The organism is Pseudomonas sp. PHC1, from assembly GCF_046487845.1.
GTDB lineage: Bacteria > Pseudomonadota > Gammaproteobacteria > Pseudomonadales > Pseudomonadaceae > Aquipseudomonas > Aquipseudomonas sputi.
In genome coordinates this window covers 43753-64922 of record NZ_JBJXHJ010000013.1, presented here as the reverse complement: position 1 = coordinate 64922, position 21170 = coordinate 43753, and the positions used below count along the sequence as shown (strand labels likewise).

General features: G+C 58.4%; 15 protein-coding genes. 10 read left to right on the top strand and 5 right to left on the bottom strand.

Annotated elements, in window-relative coordinates; translation table 11 throughout:
* Positions 1-44 precede the first annotated feature (44 nt).
* Positions 45-317 (top strand): DUF1652 domain-containing protein, encoded by a 273-nt coding sequence (locus tag ACKJSM_RS17410; RefSeq protein WP_236179676.1) that lies wholly within the window; start codon positions 45-47, stop codon positions 315-317.
* A 58-nt stretch (positions 318-375) separates the two neighbouring features.
* Here the strand turns inward: ACKJSM_RS17410 and ACKJSM_RS17405 are convergent, their stop codons facing one another.
* The gene (locus ACKJSM_RS17405; RefSeq protein WP_410238387.1) at positions 376-2850 is read right to left on the bottom strand and encodes a UvrD-helicase domain-containing protein; all 2475 of its coding nucleotides are present in this window, start codon (positions 2848-2850) and stop codon (positions 376-378) included.
* 278 nt (positions 2851-3128) lie between these two features.
* Between ACKJSM_RS17405 and ACKJSM_RS17400 the strand changes: the two genes are divergently transcribed.
* On the top strand, positions 3129-3824 hold the full coding sequence (locus ACKJSM_RS17400) for a pirin family protein (RefSeq protein WP_236178728.1): 696 nt from the start codon (positions 3129-3131) through the stop codon (positions 3822-3824).
* Between the two features lie 61 nt (positions 3825-3885).
* Here the strand turns inward: ACKJSM_RS17400 and pgm are convergent, their stop codons facing one another.
* The 4 genes from pgm to ACKJSM_RS17380 all read right to left on the bottom strand — a co-directional run bounded on the left by pgm (position 3886) and on the right by ACKJSM_RS17380 (position 10110).
* Positions 3886-5532 carry a phosphoglucomutase (alpha-D-glucose-1,6-bisphosphate-dependent) gene (gene pgm, locus ACKJSM_RS17395; protein WP_410238386.1) on the bottom strand — a complete coding sequence of 549 codons (1647 nt, stop codon included), beginning with the start codon at positions 5530-5532 and terminating at the stop codon, positions 3886-3888.
* A 76-nt stretch (positions 5533-5608) separates the two neighbouring features.
* On the bottom strand, positions 5609-7039 hold the full coding sequence (locus ACKJSM_RS17390; protein WP_410238385.1) for a PLP-dependent aminotransferase family protein: 1431 nt from the start codon (positions 7037-7039) through the stop codon (positions 5609-5611).
* Positions 7040-7088: 49 nt separating this feature from the next.
* On the bottom strand, positions 7089-8543 hold the full coding sequence (locus ACKJSM_RS17385) for a hypothetical protein (protein ID WP_410238384.1): 1455 nt from the start codon (positions 8541-8543) through the stop codon (positions 7089-7091).
* A gap of 544 nt (positions 8544-9087) precedes the next feature.
* Positions 9088-10110, bottom strand: a complete 1023-nt coding sequence (locus ACKJSM_RS17380; protein WP_236178724.1) for a zinc-dependent alcohol dehydrogenase family protein — start codon at positions 10108-10110, stop codon at positions 9088-9090.
* Between the two features lie 270 nt (positions 10111-10380).
* Between ACKJSM_RS17380 and ACKJSM_RS17375 the strand changes: the two genes are divergently transcribed.
* From ACKJSM_RS17375 to ACKJSM_RS17340, 8 genes are all read left to right on the top strand, one after another.
* Positions 10381-11298, top strand: a complete 918-nt coding sequence (locus tag ACKJSM_RS17375; RefSeq protein WP_410238383.1) for a LysR family transcriptional regulator — start codon at positions 10381-10383, stop codon at positions 11296-11298.
* Positions 11299-11368: 70 nt separating this feature from the next.
* Positions 11369-11668 (top strand): His-Xaa-Ser system protein HxsD, encoded by a 300-nt coding sequence (gene hxsD, locus ACKJSM_RS17370; RefSeq protein ID WP_410238382.1) that lies wholly within the window; start codon positions 11369-11371, stop codon positions 11666-11668.
* The gene (gene hxsB / locus ACKJSM_RS17365; RefSeq protein WP_410238381.1) at positions 11665-13152 is read left to right on the top strand and encodes a His-Xaa-Ser system radical SAM maturase HxsB; all 1488 of its coding nucleotides are present in this window, start codon (positions 11665-11667) and stop codon (positions 13150-13152) included. Before hxsD ends, hxsB begins: the two co-directional genes overlap by 4 nt.
* A 5-nt stretch (positions 13153-13157) precedes the next feature.
* Positions 13158-14384 (top strand): His-Xaa-Ser system radical SAM maturase HxsC, encoded by a 1227-nt coding sequence (gene hxsC, locus ACKJSM_RS17360; protein ID WP_410238380.1) that lies wholly within the window; start codon positions 13158-13160, stop codon positions 14382-14384.
* Positions 14384-15013 carry a His-Xaa-Ser repeat protein HxsA gene (gene hxsA / locus ACKJSM_RS17355; protein ID WP_410238379.1) on the top strand — a complete coding sequence of 210 codons (630 nt, stop codon included), beginning with the start codon at positions 14384-14386 and terminating at the stop codon, positions 15011-15013. The genes hxsC and hxsA overlap by 1 nt, the downstream gene beginning before the upstream one ends.
* 239 nt (positions 15014-15252) lie before the next feature.
* Entirely contained in the window at positions 15253-16506 is a 1254-nt protein-coding gene (mexE, locus tag ACKJSM_RS17350) for a multidrug efflux RND transporter periplasmic adaptor subunit MexE (protein WP_410238378.1), read from the top strand.
* Positions 16507-16521: 15 nt separating this feature from the next.
* Complete coding sequence (locus ACKJSM_RS17345) at positions 16522-19713, top strand: efflux RND transporter permease subunit (protein ID WP_339488779.1); 3192 nt, start codon at positions 16522-16524, stop codon at positions 19711-19713.
* Entirely contained in the window at positions 19710-21131 is a 1422-nt protein-coding gene (locus tag ACKJSM_RS17340) for a TolC family protein (protein WP_339488777.1), read from the top strand. Before ACKJSM_RS17345 ends, ACKJSM_RS17340 begins: the two co-directional genes overlap by 4 nt.
* The last annotated feature ends 39 nt before the right edge of the window (positions 21132-21170 follow it).

Genomic DNA, 21170 nt, shown 5'->3' with positions numbered 1-21170 from the left:
ACCATGAGCAAACGGAAGCGCTCGATGAAGAAGGCGGGCAACACATGATCAAAGGCTCAAGCAAAGTCACGTTCCCCAATGCCTGCCAGCTGATGCGCTGGCATTTTCATCCCATGGGTTTCGAAGCCACCATGGATGCGCCGGGCAGTCTGGTCGCTCGCCTGTTCGATCGGGCCAGTGGCGAAACCCTGATCGCGATCGCCGGCATCCCCTGCGCCACGGTGATGAATGCGGCGGATGTGGAACGAATAATCGAAGCGATTGAGGATGAGCTGGAGACTTTTATACCTCCGAAATCTCTCAAGAGTTATGCATAACCAAATGATTTAGAACACAAAAGCCCGCTACGTGCGGGCTTTTTTATGGGCGCTGGATTCAGGCGGTTTTCTTGTCTGGCCGATGATCGACGAAGAACGGTTTACCCTTGGCCACCCGGTCCGATGCGCGAGGCATGTTGACCGCCTGAGTGTCCTGCGGCTCGACATACCAGTAGCAATGACTGACTGCGCGGGTGATCCCGACGTAAGCCAGGCGCAGGATTTCGTCTTTCTGCGCGCTGTCATACGGTTCGCTGTCGCCGGCCTTGCCCAGTCCGGCCATGCGATACACCTGATTCTTGTAAGGTGAACTGGTCAGATGCTGGCAATCACCCAGCAGGAAAACCGCGTCGGCCTGCAGGCCTTTGGCGCTGTGATAGGTCAGTTGCTTCAGGCGTCGAGACTCGTACGGCAAGCTCGAATCAACATTAACTACAGACTGAATATGCTGTTCTATCAATGACTTATCGCTACTTTTTCGATAGAGCATCAGGATTGAATCACCCTTTCGATAGTGTTCCGCCAGGCGCTGGCCGAGTGCCTGATCGTCGCGCTCCAGCACGTTGACTGGCTGTAAAGGTCTTTCTACGCCGCTGGCCTTGGCCTTCTTGCCGGCAATCGCCGGTGCTGCCCGGACGATGTGCTCTGCTGCATCGATGATGTGCTGATGGCTGCGATAGTTGTCGCTGAGCATCACCCGGGTCGTGCTCGGCGACGGGAACTCCTTGTTGAACTCCATGAAGTAGCTCGGCGAACTGCCGCGCCAGCCGTAGATCGACTGCCAGTCGTCGCCGACGCAAAGCAGCGATGATCGCTGCGCCCCGCGTCCGACGTGCATGGCCGGGCCGCGACTGCGGATTTGCGAGAGGCTGGCGCGGATCCACGAGACAATCTGCGGCGAAACGTCCTGAAACTCATCGATCATCAGGTGCGACATCGGCCGCAGCAGCTCATCGCTCAGCAATTTGAAGTTTTCCGGTGAGTGCTCGCTGAACAGGGCGAACATCCGGTTGTAGGTCATGACCGGCGGCTTCTGATCCAGCAAGTGATCTTCCAGCGCTCGCCAGAACAGGCTTAAAGCTTCGAAGAAAAACCGGTCCGGATCGTCCTTGGCGAAACTCATGCGGCTAACGGCGTCTGGAACATCCAGACCCAGGTTCTCGATGAAGCCTGCGGCAGCGACAAAACAATCGAGCAACGGCGCGGATGCCAGCTCGCCCTTGACCTTGTAATCGAAGCCGGGGCCGGCGCTGACATCACCTGCAAGCGTGGCCAATAAACGCTTTGACGACTCATAACTATCAAGCCAAATCAATGGCTTACGACAGAAAGCTTGAAACAGGGTGCGCTTTACGGCCCACTCCGCGCGTACCGTCAGTTTGGCGTTTGGACGACAAACCTGAGGACTTTCCCGTGGATCGAAGCCCAGCACGACCCAGGCATCCAGGCTCGGAAGGTAGCCGTGACAATGGAACGATGCGCCGTTGATTTCGAATGTCTGGCGGCTCGGCTCGATGCCCTTGATCGGCCAAGCCCCGGCGCGCAGCCACATGTCCTCGATCATGTCGCACAGCTCTTCATCGCGGCGAGCCGCCAGCTCTGTTACTGCCACCCGTTTTTGCACGTCCGGGTGATCGCGCTCCAGCTCTTTAAGCTGCAACGCGTGGCGGGACAATGGCTGGATCAATTGCGCGAAGCGCGGGTCTTCGTGGTAGAGACGGTGGTAGCAGGCGTTGAGCTGCTGGCGCTGAGCGTCGTTGATGCGCAGATCGAACGGATTGCTGTCGACGTCTTCATCCGCACCGGGCGCGCGGTGGCTGAGGTTTTCGAATGCCTGCAAGCGCTCGAACCCCGGCAGACTGCGGACCATCGGCAGGATTCGCGAGTGAAAGGTGCGCACCAGATCCTTTGCGTCTTTCTGACTCAATGCCCGCCCCCACAATGCGAACAGTTCGATCAGTTTGTTGATGAAGTCCTTGCGCGATTCGCGGGTGAACGTCACCACGGTCATCGAATCAAGCTCAAAGCCCAAGTAATGAGTCAGCAGCAGGATCCGCAGCACCAGCGTGGTCGATTTGCCGGCGCCGGCCCCGGCAATCACTGACGTTGACGGCGTATCGCTGAAAATCATCTTCCATTGCGCCACGCTCGGCTGAGCGTGAACTGGCAACAGACGCGCGACGTCGGCCTTCATGCGTTTCTTCAGTTCTGCGCTGAGTGGCAGACGCCAGTCGTCGAACAGATGATTGTCGATACTCGGCGGGCGATGCTCGGTATTGCGGCTGTCGCGGATCAACAAAACCTGGCGGCCTTCTTCCAGACCGTCAGCCTTGCCCTCCTTGTACCCGTAATCCACGCCGGCAGTATGCCCGCTGCGAAAGCCGTCGGCCTGGCCGTGCAGCCACGAGGCCCGATGCTGGGCGCGCAGTTGCGTCAGACCGTGGCCAAGGAAACGCGCCGCCAGGCGTTTGAACCAGGGCATCTCGGCCAAGGGACGAAGTTCGGGAGGAAGATCGGGGATGTGTTGCGCCACGCTGACGGACTCCGGATATGAGGCTGTTGGGGCTAATGGTGTCTGCATTTGCTTTTTTGTTCTAGCGAAATGCTTACAGGTCATTGGTTTAGGCGATGAACTGAAAGTGGGATAAGACGGTTTCGAGCTTTTCTCATATCAATTGATTCGATTGGAATGCCGCACTTTTTACGCTTTTTATCGATTATTGACTGATAGATGATGGCCGTCATCAATCACCGGTCTCGCTTCGTGGCTCAGGCATCACGCCCCATGACGAACCTTTTGAGGAGACGATCATGCTTGAACTCAGACCTTTCAGCTCGCTGGGCGGCGCCCATCACGGCTGGTTGGATGCCCACCACCATTTTTCGTTCGCCGAGTACTACGATCCGCAACGCATGAGCTGGGGAAACCTGCGCGTGTGGAACGACGACATCATTGCTGCGGGCACGGGCTTCCCGACCCACCCACACCGTGACATGGAAATCATCACATACGTACGTGAAGGTGCGATCAGCCACCAGGACAACCTGGGCAACAAGGGCCGTACCGAGGCTGGCGACGTGCAAGTGATGAGCGCCGGCACCGGGATCGCCCACAGCGAATACAACCTGGAAGCCACGGACACCAAGATTTTCCAGATCTGGATTCTGCCGACCGAAACCGGTGCACCACCGTCCTGGGGCGCCAAACCGTTCCCGAAAGGCGACCGCGAAGGCTTCGTGACCCTCGCCAGCGGCAAGGAAGGTGACGATCAGAGCCTGCGTATTCGCGCCGACGCACGTTTGGTGGCGGCCAATATCAAGGCCGGGGAAACGGCTGAATACCGCCTCGATGCCGGACGTCGGGCGTATCTGGTTCCGGCGACAGGTGTCATTGAAGTCAATGGCTTGCGCGCGCAAGCTCGAGACGGTGTGGCGGTAGCCGATGAACAAATATTGACCGTCACGGCGCTGGAAGACAGCGAGATCGTGTTGGTGGACCTGGCCTGACCGGCGAATCGCGGGCACAAAAAAGGGCGACCACCGGGTCGCCCTTTTCCGTTGCCTGGTTTTACCTGGTGCTGATCGCACCGTCCACCAGGGTTTGCGCTTCGGCCACCAGTTGCTTGAGGTGGTCGTCGCCGATGAAGCTCTCGGCGTAGATCTTGTAGATGTCCTCGGTACCCGACGGACGTGCAGCGAACCAGCCGTTTTCGGTCATCACTTTCAGACCGCCGATGGCCTGATCGTTGCCAGGCGCATGGCTGAGAATGCTCTGGATCTTCTCGCCCGCCAGCTCGGTCGAGGTGACCTGCTCCGGCGACAGCTTGCTCAGCAGGGCTTTCTGTTCAGGATTGGCCTTGGCGTCGACACGCACCGAGAACGGTTCGCCCAGCTCGTCGGTCAGTGCACGGTAGGCCTGGCTTGGGTCGCGGCCGGTGCGGGCGGTCATTTCAGCGGCCAGCAGGGCCGGGATCAGACCGTCCTTGTCGGTGCTCCAGACACCGCCGTCCTTGCGCAGGAACGAGGCGCCGGCGCTTTCTTCGCCGCCAAAACCCAGCGAGCCGTCGAACAGGCCGTCGGCAAACCACTTGAAGCCGACCGGCACTTCGTACAGGCGACGGCCCAAGCGCTTGGCCACGCGATCGATCAGACCGCTGCTGACCACGGTTTTACCCACGGCCGCATCAGCGCGCCACTGCGGACGGTTCTGGAACAGGTAATCGATCGACACCGCCAGATAGTTGTTAGGAGCGAGCAAGCCGCCGGACGGCGTGACGATCCCGTGACGGTCGTGGTCCGGGTCGCAGGCGAAGGCCACGTCAAAGCGCTCTTTCAGGCCGATCAGGCCTTGCATGGCATGGCTGGACGATGGGTCCATGCGAATCTGCCCGTCCCAGTCGACGGTCATGAAACGGAACGTCGAATCGACTTCCTTGTTCACCACGTCCAGGTCCAAACGATAGTGCTCGGCAATCGCTGACCAGTAGCGCACCCCTGCTCCACCCAGCGGGTCGACGCCCAGGCGCAGCTTCGCGCCGCGAATGGCTTCGAAGTCAATGACGTTGATCAGGTCGGCCACGTAGGTGTTGACGTAGTCGTGGCGATGGGTAGTGCTGGCCTTGAGCGCTTGTTCGTAGCTGACGCGTTTGACGCCGGCCAGTTTGTTGGCCAGCAGTTCGTTGGCCTTGGCTTCGATCCACTTGGTAATGTGGGTGTCGGCCGGGCCACCATTGGTTGGGTTGTATTTGTAGCCACCGCTTTGAGGCGGGTTGTGCGACGGAGTGATGACGATGCCGTCGGCCAGGCCGGTGGTGCGACCACGGTTGTAGCAAAGAATGGCGTGGGAGACTGCCGGGGTCGGGGTGTACTCATCGCCTTCGGCGATCATTACCGTCACACCGTTGGCCGCCAGCACTTCCAGGGCGCTGGCCCCGGCCGGGGTCGACAACGCATGCGTATCGATACCGACGAACAGCGGCCCGGTGATGCCCTGGGCTTCGCGATACAGGCAGATCGCCTGGCTGATGGCCAGCACATGCCATTCGTTGAAACTCAAATCAAAGGAACTGCCCCGGTGTCCGGAGGTGCCGAACGCCACGCGCTGGGTGGAAACCGAGGCGTCGGGTTGACCGGTGTAATACGCCGTAACCAGTCGCGGGATGTCGACCAACAGTTCTGCCGGTGCCGGTTTGCCCGCAAAAGGACTGAGTGTCATGCAAAACCTCTGAAATAGAGTGGTTCAGGAAATTACAAGGGAGTTTACTGGCAGTTTGTCCGGAGTGCGATGGGGTCTATTGCATACAGGCCGGGCGTTTGCGCACATCCGCCCGCGGAGCCAGTCGTAACGCATCCCCAAGCAGTCCGACAAGTATTAACAACTCGAGTTCGGCGCTGCCGGTTACACTCAGGCGCAGGTTCTGTGCGTGCAGCCCCTGAAGACTGAACAGCTCTCCCGGTGCAATCAGCACGTGTTGTTTAAGCAGACGCTGAAACACGGCATCCATTGTGATCGAGCGCGCAGAATGCAGCCAGATCGTGGCGCCACCCTGAGGTTCGATGATCTGCACAACATCACCCAGGCGCTCACGTATCAACTCGATCCATCGCGTCCGACGCTCCTTGAGCATGCGCTTGAGTACCGGCAAGTGCTGGTCGACCCGCCCGCTCCCATAGAGTCGGGCAATGGCCCTCTGGCGGATCGGTGACAGACGAAACGAACGCAACAGGAAGTGACGCTGCAGATCGGCGCGCCATTGTCGCGACAGGACAAACCCGTAGGGCGCTTCAACCCCGATGATTTTTTCGAACATGGAAAAAACCAACAGCCGGTCGGGATCCACCAGTTCGCGCAGCGGCTCACCGTCATCGTCGTCCAGCAACTCGCCATGACAATCATTCTCCAGAACCCAGGTGCCATGATTCGCGAGCAACTGCGCGACGGCCTGGCGACTGTTCTGGGGTATACGGCTGCCGTGGGGCATGTTCAGTTTCGAAGACAGCAGGATCAACCGCACCCGCTCGGTTTCGAGCATTCTCTGCAGTCTCTGCAGATCGAGTGCCCCGTCTGGCTCAATCGGGAGTTCGATAACCCGGACTTCGGCAGAGTCCAGCAGACGCAGGAGCATCCAGTCACAGGGCGATTCGACAACTACGGTTGCATGGCGCAATTCGAGAACGGCGATCAGGATTTCCAGCACGCCTCTCAGATCGGCACCGATGTAGACATCCTCGGCGTGCCAGCAATGTTTCGCCGATGAGGTGTAGCGCGCCGCCAGCAACGTGCGCAACTCCAGCTCGCCGCAAGGCTGGGCGGGCGCCTGCAAGTGCTGGGGATACTGGCGCAACAGCTCTCGCTCGAGCATCAGCAAAGGGCGATCCAAAGGCTGAACCAGGGCCGGCTCATCCGCACTCAGTACCTGCATGCCAGCGCATCTGGCGTTGACGTAGACCGTTTCCAGCAAATCACTGCCGCGCCCTGGCGGCATGATCGTCGATGTTGTCTGTGCAAAGTAACCGGACTTGGCCACGGAATAGACCCGGCCTTCTTTCTCCAGCAGTGCGTAGGCGTACTGAATGGTCGAAATCGATACGTTCAACCGCTCGGCCAGTTGCCTTAACGATGGCAGTCGAATGGGTCCCTGAATGCCCGGTTCGTTAATCAGTTGCGTCAGGTAGCGATAGACCGCCTGATAGGCAAAATCGGACGCCTGCGACTCACTCATGAGCAGATGCCCGCGGGCGCGTTCCCGTGACGGAGCAGCAAAATCGCACTCAACCTTCCGCCGATCGGTCACTCGCAGCGACCTCGTGCTCGGGCCGTTCATGCGTCTTCGCAACGTGATCGCCCATCCGGATTGCATCCATCGCATACAACCGGCAGATCAGCCGCAAAGGCATACCGCTGACATCGGTCATCCATTGCAAGACTTGCTCTGGCGCGTGCAGGCCTTGCATGGCACGGTGCAGATCCGGCATGGCGACCAGCATGCCCGGATGGCAGGTGCGCAGGAAGCGTTCAAGGCCGGCGCCGGCATTGATGAAAGGCGCGAACAGCAGGCAAACCAGCTGCGACTCGTTGAGGCCGACATTCTTTTGCAGCGAGGCCGCTGCCTGCGACCGCTGTCCGGCGAGATCGGACAGATTGCAGAATGTGGCGATGAAACGTTCGCAGATCTGTTCGGGTGTGTTCCTGCGGCGCATCGTCGCCAGGTATTGCTGCAGATAGTCCGATACACCGGCTTCATAGTTGCGCCCTTCGATATAACTGGCTTGCAACCCCTTGAGGTAGGCACCGACCAAAGGGTCGGTGCATTCCCCAGTGCAGGCTTCAAGCATCAGGTCATCGGCCTGGAACCCGAGGAAATCGCTGAGCAAGGGCCAGCGCTCCTCCATTTTGCCGACGACCATATCGTCGATGCCGATATAGCCGGTTCGACGGCAGGCCTCGAATTCGCCGAGCGGTCGCCAAGGTACCCGGTCGTCCTGGGAATAGAGTTCGCGATAACAATCGCCACCGATGCTGTCGAGCAATCCGAACAATTCATCAAATCCTCCCCCCTTTCGCGCCAGTCCGCCAAGGCCGGCCTTGCGTACCGCCCGATCAAGGCCGTCGATAAATTGCTCCTGACGACGTGCGTTGTCGCTACTGATCAAAGCGTCGACACCGTTATTCCATCGGGCGACCTGACCGTAGAACTCGGCAGTGGTCAGATACAGGTCGTCCCAGAGCGTGAGGTCCTCATTCCATCCACGACGGTGCCCTATCATCAGCAGGTTGAGTCTGCCGGCCTCGCGCCCCTCATCGCAAACAGGCGCCAGATGGTTGAACGGCAGGATCTCGCGATGATCCACCATCAAAAGCTCGACCCTTGGATCGTCGTGCAGGAACAGTGCACTGAAGCTGCGATGCATGTTGTGCAATGCCGAAGCCGGTACGCCATTGCAACGCAGTGTGGCGACCCGCAAGTGGAAGGTGGCGGGGGCTCGCCCGGCGATGCTCAGTTGCGCTGCGCGTAACAAGGCCAGACTGTAGCAACAGTCGCGTGTGCCGGATTGGGTCACCAATACCTTGAATTCACCGATGCGCTCCATGCCCCCGGCGGCAACCGCAATGCGCTGGATCAACAGCTGCAAGGCCGTGCGCTCAGCACGGGAAAAGAAACTCAGCAGTCGCTGCAATACTTGCTGGTAGACATAATTCATTGCCTGATCATGGATCGTGCTCATCAGTACTTCACCCGGTATCAAAGTTTTTAATCACGCACCCACGCGGGGCGAGCGCGCAATCAGTCTTCATTAATTAATAGACGCTGAAATGCTAACACTTAAGTTTTGTAGTTATTTGAAACAGTTAAGCGCATGGCATTTCGTCATCGCGGCCGACATGAGCGCAAGCCCATACACTGCGGGGCTTTCAGCAAGTTTCAGGTTTCCTAGGAAACTTCTTACAAGTCCCTGCACATAATGAGCACAAGAAAAAAAGAAGGGATTACATGACACCCCTACAAACTTTAAACAGAAGTTTGAATCGCGACAATAAACAGCCGATCGAGACTGTACGGAACAAATAGAATGCACAGACATGGCTCATTCCTTGAGATGAAAGTAGTCATTCAATTATCAGGGTCTGGAGGGCAATTAGAAGATACAGATCACGAGCAAAAACCAGTTCAGTTGCTGAACTTCCCCAGGTATCAGGCCCAGGGTTTCTCGATGTCTGAAGGATAAAACGCACAAGAGTCCGTGGGGCCACGGACTCTGACAGGAAAGGTCAGGCAGGTTCGATTTGCAGGGCAACCCGCTCGCGGCACGGACACTCGTCCATGTAGCGGTGAGCTTCGACAAACTCGTTGAACGGGAACACCCGGGTCTTGAGCGGCAGCAATACTCGGTCAGACGTGAGTTGATTGATATCACGCAAGGCACGTTGCAAGGCGACGTGGTCCTGGATGATGCCCAGCTCCGGCTTGCCGGTGAAGTTGCCGATGCAATGCACGAAGAACTGAATATTTTTCTGGAACGCTGCGCAGGCCGGGAACGGCGTCTGGTTGCCACCCTGCAAGCCGTACAGCACCAGGCTGCCACGTGGCGCGAGCACATCGCCAAGCAACGACATCTGTGGCCCACCGAGACCGTCGAACACCACGTCGACGCCGCGGTTGTCGGTGATCTTGTTGATCCGCATCAACAGGTCTTCTTCTTCGGTGACGATCACTTTCTCGGCACCGAGAGACAGCAGGTATTCACGCTCTTCCGCCGTTTTGGTGGCAGCAATTACCCGCACACCCAGCGCCTTGCCCAACTGGACAAAGGACGGCCCGGCACAGTGACTGGCGTCGGTCACCAGGGCGAACTGCCCGGGTTTGACCCGTGCCAGATCAACGTATCCGAAATAGGCGATCAACAGCGGCGTGTAATGCACGCTGGCTTCAATCGGGCTGAGCACGTCCGGGTACCGGGTCAGCGCGGTGCGCGGCAGAACGATCAGCTCGCCGTAGACCGGATAATCATTGGGGCTCTCGGCCGGGAAACTGGCCACCTTGTCGCCCACCGCCAGATCTTCGACGCCCTCGCCGACCGCGGTGACCACGCCGGCCATTTCATGGCCCAGACCGGAAGGCAGGCGCGCCTGGGACGACGCCAGATTCTGACGCCAGAGCGTGTCATACCAGCTGATGCCGATCGCCTCGACACGCACCTGCACTTCGCCAGGACCTGGCTGAGCAGCCGCATGCTCTTCGCATTTGAGCACCTCGGCCGGACCAAACTTGTGAAAACGGATCGTGCGGGACATCGCAAACCTCGTCAAAGTAACCTCTAATGCCCTGAACTCTATCTGGGCTTTCCAGCCAAGACTATCAGTGGCTATTAATAGTCGACATGCCTGTCATTGATTCCGCAGCATGGCCAGCATTGAAAAAATCCATGAAAAATCTGCTGCCGCCTTCTCAGTAAAGCTGAATTACCCGGTGCAGAGTACCAGCCTTTCCCCGTAAGATTCATGCCGGCCATTGTTCTCATATGGTCGCTCTCGTCAAGCTTGATGACTCTGCCAGGACTCCAGATGAATCGTAATGACCTGCGTCGTGTCGACCTCAACCTGTTGATCGTGTTCGAAACGCTGATGCATGAGCGCAGCGTGACCCGTGCGGCGGAAAAGCTGTTCCTCGGACAACCGGCGATCAGCGCGGCGCTTTCACGCCTGCGCGGCCTGTTCGACGATCCTTTGTTCGTGCGCACCGGACGCAGCATGGAGCCTTCCGCCCGCGCGGTGGAAATCTTCGCCCTGCTCTCCCCGGCCCTGGACTCGATTTCCACCGCCGTCAGCCGCGCTGCCGAATTCGATCCGGCCACCAGCACTTCCGTATTCCGCATCGGCCTGTCGGACGACGTCGAATTCGCGCTGTTGCCAATGTTGCTCAAGCGCCTGCGCGCCGAAGCGCCCGGCATCGTGCTGGTGGTGCGTCGCGTCAACTACATATTGATGCCCGGCCTGCTCGCCTCCGGCGAAATTTCCATCGGTGTCAGCTACACCACCGATTTGCCGGCCAACGCCAAGCGCAAGGTGCTGCGCCGCAGCGCCCCCAAGTTGCTGCGCGCCGATACTGTACCGGGGCCGCTGAGCCTGGACGATTACTGCGCCCGACCGCACGCGCTGGTGTCGTTTGCCGGCGACCTCAGTGGTTTCGTCGATGAAGAATTGGAAAAACTCGGACGCAAGCGGCATGTGGTCCTGGCCGTGCCGCAGTTCAACGGCTTGGGGACGCTGCTGGCAGGCACCGACATCGTAGCGACCGTCCCCGATTACACGGCGGATGCCCTGACAGCGGCTGGCGGCTTGCGCGCCGAAGACCCACCGTTGCCGACCCGCACCTTCGAACTGCACATGGCCTGGCGTGGGTCGCAGGATAATGATCCGGGGGAACGGTGGTTAAGATCGCGGATTCAGATGTTTTTTGGCGATCCGGATAGTTTGGCATAAGGATGATGGCAATTAGCCTCAAACCCTGACAAAATCCCCAACAACTTTAGGGTTTTCAAGGATCAATCCGATGACATGGCCAGTCACTTTGAGTCTCAGCGATGCTGTGTACTCTCTCAGTGTGGTGCAGAGATCCGTTTACAGCCTGGCAGAAACCTTGGCTATTCAGATCCACATCGAGCCCAATCGGATCGTCCTGACAATCTTCCCCTCCGAAAGCGACTTGACCTTCTCGGCAGACCGCGCTCGCGCACTGACCCTCCAGTATCTCAATGATTTTGCGCTACGTGATCACATCAGCCGTGAAACCGCTGGATTGCGCGAGGTGCTGGCACGCGCGGCACTTACCGGCTGCGGGATAGCTCAGTGACGCTTCTTGCGACTGACGCCCGCGTTTATCGGCTGCTTCCGTTGCGCTTCATGCGTATGAACTCCGGGCATGATCGAGACATCCTGCTCACCGCTGAAACGGGTGAGTACATGTACATTACTGATTCGCAGCTTCAGGCTCTCTGCCGATTCGAGATCCAGCCAGATACACCGTTTTACAAAGACTTGATCGCCCGTCACTTCATCTACGACCAAGGGGGACATGATCCTGTCCCCGAAATAGCGGCCCAGTATCGTAGTCGTAAAGACTTTCTATTCCATGGACCGGCGCTACATATTTTTGTCGTGACACTCCGTTGCAATCACACCTGTCAGTACTGTCAGGTTTCACGCGCTCCTTTGAGCGGTTCTGGACATGACCTGTCGGAAACCGACGCAAAAGCGGCTGTTGAGCGGCTGTTCGAATCGAACGCCAATACGCTAACTGTAGAATTCCAGGGTGGTGAGCCACTACTCGCCTTCGACCGCATTCGCCAGATTGTTGAGCGGGTGTCTATGCGAAACATTAGTGAGCAACGGGAAATCCAGTTTGTCATCACCACAACGCTGCATCACCTAACGGACGAAATCCTCGATTTCGCCAAACAACATCGCATCCAGTTTTCAACCTCGCTCGATGGCCCTGCCCCATTACACAATGCCAATCGCCCCACGCCTTCTCGTGATTCTTATGAACGAACCGTCAAAGGTATTGATTGGGTTCGTGAGCGCCTTGGGCACGATGCGGTCTCTGCGCTGACCACATTAACGTCGAGGAGTCTCGACCAGCCCAAACAGATCATTGATGAGTATGTGAAGCACGGTTTTTCAAGCATTTCACTCCGCCCTTTGAGCCCCTACGGTTTTGCCTCGAAAAGTGCGCGGCGACTTGATTACCCAATTGTGCGTTATCTGGCGTTCTACAAAGAGGCGCTGGCTTACCTTCTGGAGATTAATCGGCAAGGTATCTACCTGTCGGAAAGCTACGCGAGCCTGTTGCTGAAAAACATCCTGACACCCTTCTCTTCCGGTTATGTCGATTTACGCTCACCACTAGGCGCAGGCACGGCAGCACTGGTCTACAACTACGATGGCTATGTCTACCCCTCCGATGAGTCTCGAATGCTGTTGGAAATGGGAGAGGCGGGCCTACGATTAGGATCTGTTCACCAGCCGTTGCCCGAGCTCCTTGCATCGCCAGTCATGCAAGTACTGCTTGCAAGCGGCGTGGCTGAGGCTCTCCCCGGCTGTTCAGATTGTGCACTTGTACCCTACTGTGGCGCAGATCCTGTGGAGCACTTTGCTCGACAAGGAGATCCGATTGGTCATCGGGCTTTCAGTAGCTTCTGCAAGAAGAACATGGGATTGCTAAAGCACCTTTTTGGTCTCTTGCGAGATGGCGACGCCGACGTCCAGCGAGTTTTACTCTCCTGGCTAAACCGGCGCTCTTTTGCCGACGTTCGTTTCCCTGGTTATGGGGGCTGAGAACAATGTTGCGCAAAGATACCCATTTCGAGATCCGAAATCTGACTGAATCACGCCTGCTCAAAGTCATTACGGTTGTCGAGCTTATCGAGCAGGGCTTGGCAGTATGCGCTGGGGAGGCGGACTTCAGTGATCTGTTGCTCTGGCTACCCAGCGCAGAACTTGATCGTGCCCCTCATCTACTTTCGCTGCCAGTCGGTGGTTTTCTGACTCCCGAAGATGTTGCCACAGAGATTGATAGCCATCAGTTACAACTCCACTCGCCGAAAGACCCGGAAGTAGTTCGCCCGGGTGACGTCGTTGGCATTACTTTCGGCAGCACTTTGGTTCGTGTGCTGTATCGTCGCGGCTCGGACAGTAACCTGCTGTTCATGACGGATCGTTGCAACAGTCTGTGTCTGATGTGCTCTCAGCCCCCCAAGGACATTGATGATCGTTGGCACATAGAAGAAAACCTTCGTCTGATCGAGCTGATGGATCCCGGTGCAGAAAACCTCGGTATCAGTGGAGGGGAACCAACCCTCTATCGTGAAGGACTGCTGGAGATTCTCGCCAAGTGCAAAGTTGTGATCCCGCTAAAATCCATCCACGTATTGAGCAATGGGCGACTTTTCAAGGATCCCAGCTGGATTGAGTCGCTGTCCGTCATTGAGCATCCTCAATTGAGCTGGGGAATTCCCTTGTATGCTGACAACGCCAAAGATCATGATCATGTGGTTCAGGCCCCGGGGGCTTTCAGCGAAACCCTTCAAGGCCTCTACAACTTGGCTCGAGCCAACCAGATCATTGAGATCCGTGTTGTACTCAATCGCCTGACCACTCCACGACTGCCGGAATTGGCGCACTACATCTTCAGAAATCTTCCGTTTGTTCGGCACATCGCAATGATGGGTATCGAAAGTACCGGGTTGGCCAGAAAACACTATCAAGAACTTTGGATAGATCCGCTGGACTATCAGGACTCATTGAGTCAGGCCGTCTATTTTCTGTTCAATCGCGGCATGCCTGTCTCGATCTACAACCTTCCTCTGTGCTTGGTTCCTGCGCATCTTTCGCGTTTCACCCGCCAGAGCATTTCTGACTGGAAAAATCTGTTCGTCGACGCCTGCCATCAATGTGCAGCCGTCAAACATTGCTCAGGTTTCTTCAAATCTCATACCACAAGGTGGCAAAGCCGCGGAGTGCATCAATTATCAACGGAGGCCTTCAGTGCCTACGCAAGGAGCGCATAGTGAAACTGCTTGAGCACTGGAAAGTCCTGATTGGAGGGATAACCCTGTTGCCGTTTACCGGTACCACTTTGACACAGGCTAGCCAGATGCCGCTTGCTGATTCGAATTGGCAACCCAATGACAAAACCCAACCGCCAGTCTTCACTGACACGCTTAACGCACCCGGTGCAGTGAACATCTACGCGGCCCATCGCTCGCACAGCTCACACCGTTCGCACAGCTCTCATAGCTCCCACTACAGCGGCTCTGGTGGCTATAGCGCACCTCGCTATTACAGCCCACCCGCTACAAGCACCCGCAGCTACGGTGCGCCAAGAACGTCGGCCTATGAGTCTGGCAATACTTCCGGTTCCTCGACGGGCAACTCTTTCTATCAACCCTCTGGAGCTGCTACAAGCACCAATACGGCAACGTCTAAAACCCGTCAGGCAAATGAACAGAGAAGTAATCTTGTCATCCGTGTGCAGACAGCGTTGATGGTGCGCAAGTATTACCAAGGCGCTATTGATGGTGTATTGGGCAATTCAACCCGTGGTGCACTGATGGCATTTCAAATGGACAATGCGTTAACCGTAAATGGCAGGATGGATACGCCAACGCTGAACTCCTTGGGTATTCGCATTCCTTAGAAACCGCCTCTGTTTCAGAGCCCTGTATGTTGGGTACGCTGAGTTGCATCGTTGCTCACTGTGCAACACAGCTTTACCACAACCCCAATTGATAGCCCCCTAACGAAAGGCGCATGCTAGAGGGCTTCACTCGGGCTTATATCATTCCGAATGATAGTTACCTTCGTGTCATTCGATTCGTTTGCTACTAACCCGCCGAGCATCATCCGCCCATCTTCAATACATTGGCGGATGCATCCATGGAACAATCACTCAAACATTTGCGCTTCCCGTTGGCTATGTTGGCCGTACTGGTGATGAGCGCCTGTGGCAAGACTCCGGAAACCGCTGCGGCCATGCCTGCTGCCAAAGTCAGCGTGGCCAAGGTGCTGGAACAACCGGTCAACGAGTGGGACGAATTCACCGGGCGCCTGGAGGCGCCGGAAACCGTTGAAATCCGTCCGCGGGTCTCCGGCCAGATCGACGACGTCGCCTTCACCGAAGGTGCACTGGTCAAGAAAGGCGACCTGCTGTTCCAGATCGACCCGCGTCCGTTCCAGGCTGAGGTCCGCCGCCTCGAAGCTCTGGTTGCCCAGGCCCGTGCCAACGCCACCCGCAGTGAAAACGAAGCCGGCCGTGGCGAACGTCTGCGTGCCAGCAACGCCATTTCCGCTGAGCTGGCTGATTCGCGCACCAGCGCTGCACAGGAAGCACGCGCCGCTGTCGGCGCGCTGCAAGCGCAACTGGATCTGGCCAAACTCAACCTGAGTTTCACCCGCGTCACAGCGCCCATCAGCGGCCGCGTCAGCCGCGCCGAGATCACCGCCGGTAACCTGGTGACTGCCGACACCACCCCGCTGACCAGCGTTGTATCCACCGACAAGGTCTACGCCTACTTCGACGCGGATGAACGTGTGTTCCTCAAATACACCCAGCTCGCCCGTCAGGGTCAGCGCGGCGCCACCACTCCGGTGTACATGGGCCTGTCCAATGAAGACGGCAACCCGCACCTGGGCCAGATGAACTTCGTCGACAACCAGGCCAACCCGAAGACCGGCACCATCCGTGGTCGCGCCGTGTTCGACAACAGCGACGGCACCTACACCCCGGGTCTGTATGCACGCCTGAAGCTGGTCGGCAGCGGCACCTACAACGCCATGTTGATCAATGACGAAGCGGTCGGTACCGACCTCGGCAAGAAGTTCGTACTGGTGATGGACGGCGACAACAAGACCGCCTACCGCGCCGTCGAACTCGGTCCGAAGATCGAAGGCCTGCGCATCGTGCGCAGCGGCCTGAACAAGGACGACACGATCATCGTCAAGGGTCTGCAACGGGTTCGTCCTGGCTCCCCGGTTTCGCCTGAAGTGATCCCGATGGCCAGCGAGCAAACCCTTGCCGCTCTCGCTCAACAACGACAAGCGCTGGAAGCCAGCAACCTGCCTAAAGTCGCACCTGCCAAAGGCGCGCCGGGTTCGGTTGTGAAACTGGCTGCTGCGACCCCACGCGGTTAAGGGACGACAACTCCGATGAATTTTTCCCAATTCTTCATTTCACGGCCGATCTTCGCAGCGGTGCTTTCGCTGTTGATCCTGATCGCCGGTGCGATTTCGCTGTTCCAGTTGCCGATCAGCGAATACCCGGAAGTCGTGCCACCGACCGTGGTGGTGCGTGCCAACTTCCCGGGCGCCAACCCAAAAGTCATCGGTGAAACCGTGGCGGCTCCGCTGGAGCAGGCCATCACCGGCGTCGAGAACATGCTGTACATGTCCTCGCAGTCCACCGCTGACGGCAAGATCACCCTGACCATCACCTTCGCCCTGGGCACCGACCTGGACAACGCGCAGGTGCAGGTACAGAACCGTGTGACCCGAACCGAGCCGAAACTTCCCGAGGAAGTGACGCGCATCGGTATCACCGTCGACAAGGCCTCGCCCGACCTGACCATGGTTGTGCACTTGACCTCGCCGGACAAACGCTACGACATGCTGTACCTGTCCAACTACGCGATCCTCAACATCAAGGATGAGCTCGCTCGCCTCGGTGGTGTCGGTGACGTGCAACTGTTCGGCATGGGCGACTACTCGCTGCGGGTATGGCTCGACCCGAACAAGACCGCTTCGCGCAATCTGACCGCGACGGATGTAGTGACCGCCATTCGCGAACAGAACCGTCAGGTGGCCGCCGGTCAACTGGGTGCTCCGCCTGCTCCGACGGCGCAAAGCTTCCAGCTGTCGATCAACACTCAGGGCCGCCTGGTCTCCGAGGAAGAGTTCGAGAACATCGTCATTCGCGCCGGCGACAATGGTGAAATCACTCGTCTTAAGGACATCGCCCGCGTCGAACTGGGATCCAGCCAATACGCCCTGCGTTCGTTGCTGAACAACCAGCCAGCCGTAGCGATCCCGATCTTCCAGCGTCCTGGCTCCAACGCCATCGAAATCTCGAACGAAGTTCGCGGCAAGATGGAAGAACTGAAGAAAAGCTTCCCGCAAGGCATGGACTACAGCATCGTCTATGACCCGACAATCTTTGTGCGCGGCTCTATCGAGGCGGTGGTTCACACCCTCTTCGAAGCACTGATTCTCGTGGTTCTGGTGGTGATCCTGTTCCTGCAGACCTGGCGCGCCTCGATCATTCCATTGGTGGCGGTGCCGGTATCGTTGATCGGTACGTTTGCGGTAATGCACCTGTTCGGTTTCTCGCTCAACGCCCTGTCGTTGTTCGGCCTGGTACTGGCGATCGGTATCGTGGTGGACGACGCCATCGTGGTGGTGGAGAACGTCGAGCGGAACATTGAACTGGGGCTCAACCCCTTCGATGCGACCAAGAAGGCCATGGGCGAAGTGACGGGCCCGATCATTGCCACGGCGCTGGTGCTGTGTGCGGTGTTCGTACCGGCGGCGTTCATCTCGGGCCTGACCGGTCAGTTCTACAAGCAGTTCGCACTGACCATCGCGATCTCGACCGTGATCTCGGCCTTCAACTCACTGACCCTGTCGCCAGCGCTGGCCGCCGTATTGCTCAAAGGCCACGACGCGCCGAAAGACCGTTTCTCGCGAGTGCTGGACAAGATCTTCGGCGGCTGGCTGTTCCGTCCGTTCAACCGTTTCTTCGACCGCGCCAGTCATGGCTACGTCGGTACCGTGCGCCGGGTCATCCGTGGCAGCGGCATCGCCCTCTTCCTGTACGCAGGCCTGATGGTGCTGACCTTCTTCGGTTTCTCCAGCACGCCGACCGGTTTCGTACCCGGCCAGGACAAGCAATACCTGGTGGCCTTCGCACAACTGCCGGACGCCGCGAGCCTGGATCGTACCGAAGACGTGATCAAGCGCATGTCCGACCTGGCACTGAAACAGCCGGGCGTGGAAAGTGCAGTAGCGTTCCCGGGCCTGTCGATCAACGGCTTCACCAACAGCCCGAACGCCGGCATCGTGTTCGTGACTCTGAAACCGTTCGACGAGCGTAAGGACCCGAGCATGTCCGCCGGTGCGATTGCCGGTGCCTTGAACGGCCAGTACGCCGGGATTCAGGAAGCCTACATGGCAATCTTCCCGCCGCCGCCGGTACAGGGGCTGGGTACCATCGGAGGTTTCCGCCTGCAGATCGAAGACCGGGGCAACCTGGGCTACGAAGAGCTGTACAAAGAAACCATGAACATTATTGCCAAGAGCCATAACGTTCCGGAACTGGCCAACCTGTTCACCAGCTACACCGTGAACGTGCCGCAGGTCGATGCCGCCATCGACCGGGAAAAAGCCAAGACCCACGGCGTGGCCATCAGCGACATCTTCGACACCCTGCAGATCTACCTGGGTTCGCTGTATGCCAACGACTTCAACCGCTTCGGGCGCACCTACCAGGTCAACGTTCAGGCCGAGCAACAGTTCCGCCTCGAATCCGACCAGATCGGCCAGCTGAAGGTACGCAACAACAAAGGCGAAATGATCCCGCTGGCGACCTTCATCAAGGTCAGCGACACCTCGGGCCCGGATCGCGTGATGCACTACAACGGCTTCATCACTGCTGAAATCAACGGTGCGGCAGCCCCGGGCTACAGCTCCGGACAGGCCGAAAAAGCCATCGAGAAACTGCTCAAGGATGAACTTCCGAACGGCATGACCTACGAGTGGACCGACCTGACCTACCAGCAGATTCTGTCCGGCAACACTGCGCTGTTCGTGTTCCCGCTCTGCGTATTGCTGGCGTTCCTGGTGCTTGCGGCTCAATACGAAAGCTGGAGCCTGCCACTGGCGGTGATCCTGATCGTACCGATGACCCTGCTGTCGGCCATCACCGGTGTGATCATCTCCGGCGGCGACAACAACATCTTCACCCAGATCGGTCTGATCGTACTGGTGGGCCTGGCGTGCAAGAACGCGATTCTGATTGTCGAGTTCGCCAAGGATAAGCAGGAAGAAGGCCTCGATCCGCTGGCCGCTGTACTGGAAGCCTGTCGTCTGCGTCTGCGGCCGATCCTGATGACCTCGTTCGCGTTCATCATGGGGGTGGTGCCACTGGTGTTCTCCAGCGGTGCCGGTGCCGAGATGCGTCATGCCATGGGTGTGGCGGTGTTCTCCGGGATGCTCGGCGTAACCTTCTTCGGGCTGCTGTTGACCCCCGTGTTCTATGTGCTGATCCGCAACTTCGTGGAGCGCGGTGAAGCGCGCAAAGCGGCCAAGGCGCACACTCTTCAAAAGCCACTGGAGGCGCATCAATGAGTCTGAAAGTCTTCCTGCCGAGCCTGCTGGTGCTGGCCCTGAGTGCCTGCGCCGTCGGCCCTGACTACAAGACCCCGACGACGGAGGCGGCGAACATCACGTCCGCCACCGACGGCGCCGCCGGCCAGAAGAACTTCGACCGTTCGAAATTCGAAGGCATCTGGTGGCAGCAGTTCGACGATCCGACCCTCAACCAGTTGGTGACTCAATCGCTGCAAGGCAACCGTGAACTGCGCGTGGCGTTCGCCCGCTGGAAAGCCGCCCGGGCGATCCGTGACGACGCCAGCAATGATGCGATGCCGACCATCACCAGCCGCGCCAGCAGTGACCTGGCCAAGGGACAGATCCCCGGCCAGACCACTAACCGGGTCAACAGCGAGCGCTATGACCTGGGTCTGGACATGGCCTGGGAGCTGGACCTGTTCGGACGCATCCAGCGCAATCTGGAAGCCAGCGACGCCGACCAGCAAGCCGCTGAAGCCGATCTGTACCAACTGCAAGTCACCATGATTGCCGAACTGGTGGACGCTTACGGTCAACTGCGCGGTGCTCAGCTGCGGGAAAAGATCGCGCTGGCCAACCTGAACAACCAGCAGGAATCGCGCAAGATCACCATCAGTCTGCGTGACGCCGGCGTGGGCGATCAACTCGATGTGGAGCGGGCCGATGCTCGTCTGGCGTCGGTCGAAGCCAGCGTGCCGCAGTTACAGGCAGAGCAGGCACGGCAGAAAAACCGCATCGCCACCCTGCTGGGTGAGCGCCCGGACAAACTGACTGTCGACCTGAGCCCGAAAGACTTGCCGGCGATTGCCAAGGCCTTGCCGATCGGGGATCCGGGCGAACTGCTGCAACGGCGTCCGGACATCCTCAGCGCCGAACGCAAACTGGCTTCGGCCACGGCGCGTATCGGTGTGGCCAAGGCCGACCTGTTTCCCCGAGTCAGCCTCAGCGGCTTCCTCGGCTGGACAGCCGGGCGTGGTTCGCAGATCGGTTCCTCGGCGGCCAACGCCTGGGCGCTGGGCCCGAGCATCACCTGGGCGGCGTTTGACCTTGGCAGCGTGCGGGCCCGCCTGCGTGGCGCCGATGCCGATGCCGAAGGGGCACTGGCGAACTATGAGCAGCAAGTATTGCTGGCGCTGGAAGAGTCGGAAAACGCCTTCAGTGATTACGGCAAACGTCAGCAACGCCTGATTTCGCTGATCCGTCAGAGCGAATCAAGCCGCAAGGCTGCCGATCTGGCTGAAATCCGCTACCGCGAAGGCACTACCGACTTCCTGGTGTTGCTCGACGCCCAGCGTGAACGTTTGAACGCTGAAGACAGCCAGGCCCAGGCCGAAGTGGATCTGTATCGCGGCATCGTCGCGATCTACAAGGCCCTCGGCGGTGGCTGGCAGCCAGAGACGGTCGCCAGCAAGTAACAGTTTTTTAAAGAGCTCCTTTGGTTGGCCGCAACCAAC

Coding starts and splice junctions, on each gene's coding strand:
- hxsC (WP_410238380.1), top strand. CDS start 13,158: ATGTTGCGCAAAGATACCCATTTCGAGATCCGAAATCTGACTGAATCA.
- ACKJSM_RS17385 (WP_410238384.1), bottom strand. CDS start 8,543: ATGAGCACGATCCATGATCAGGCAATGAATTATGTCTACCAGCAAGTA.
- ACKJSM_RS17345 (WP_339488779.1), top strand. CDS start 16,522: ATGAATTTTTCCCAATTCTTCATTTCACGGCCGATCTTCGCAGCGGTG.
- ACKJSM_RS17400 (WP_236178728.1), top strand. CDS start 3,129: ATGCTTGAACTCAGACCTTTCAGCTCGCTGGGCGGCGCCCATCACGGC.
- mexE (WP_410238378.1), top strand. CDS start 15,253: ATGGAACAATCACTCAAACATTTGCGCTTCCCGTTGGCTATGTTGGCC.
- ACKJSM_RS17375 (WP_410238383.1), top strand. CDS start 10,381: ATGAATCGTAATGACCTGCGTCGTGTCGACCTCAACCTGTTGATCGTG.
- ACKJSM_RS17390 (WP_410238385.1), bottom strand. CDS start 7,039: ATGAGTGAGTCGCAGGCGTCCGATTTTGCCTATCAGGCGGTCTATCGC.
- ACKJSM_RS17340 (WP_339488777.1), top strand. CDS start 19,710: ATGAGTCTGAAAGTCTTCCTGCCGAGCCTGCTGGTGCTGGCCCTGAGT.
- ACKJSM_RS17410 (WP_236179676.1), top strand. CDS start 45: ATGATCAAAGGCTCAAGCAAAGTCACGTTCCCCAATGCCTGCCAGCTG.
- ACKJSM_RS17380 (WP_236178724.1), bottom strand. CDS start 10,110: ATGTCCCGCACGATCCGTTTTCACAAGTTTGGTCCGGCCGAGGTGCTC.
- hxsD (WP_410238382.1), top strand. CDS start 11,369: ATGACATGGCCAGTCACTTTGAGTCTCAGCGATGCTGTGTACTCTCTC.
- pgm (WP_410238386.1), bottom strand. CDS start 5,532: ATGACACTCAGTCCTTTTGCGGGCAAACCGGCACCGGCAGAACTGTTG.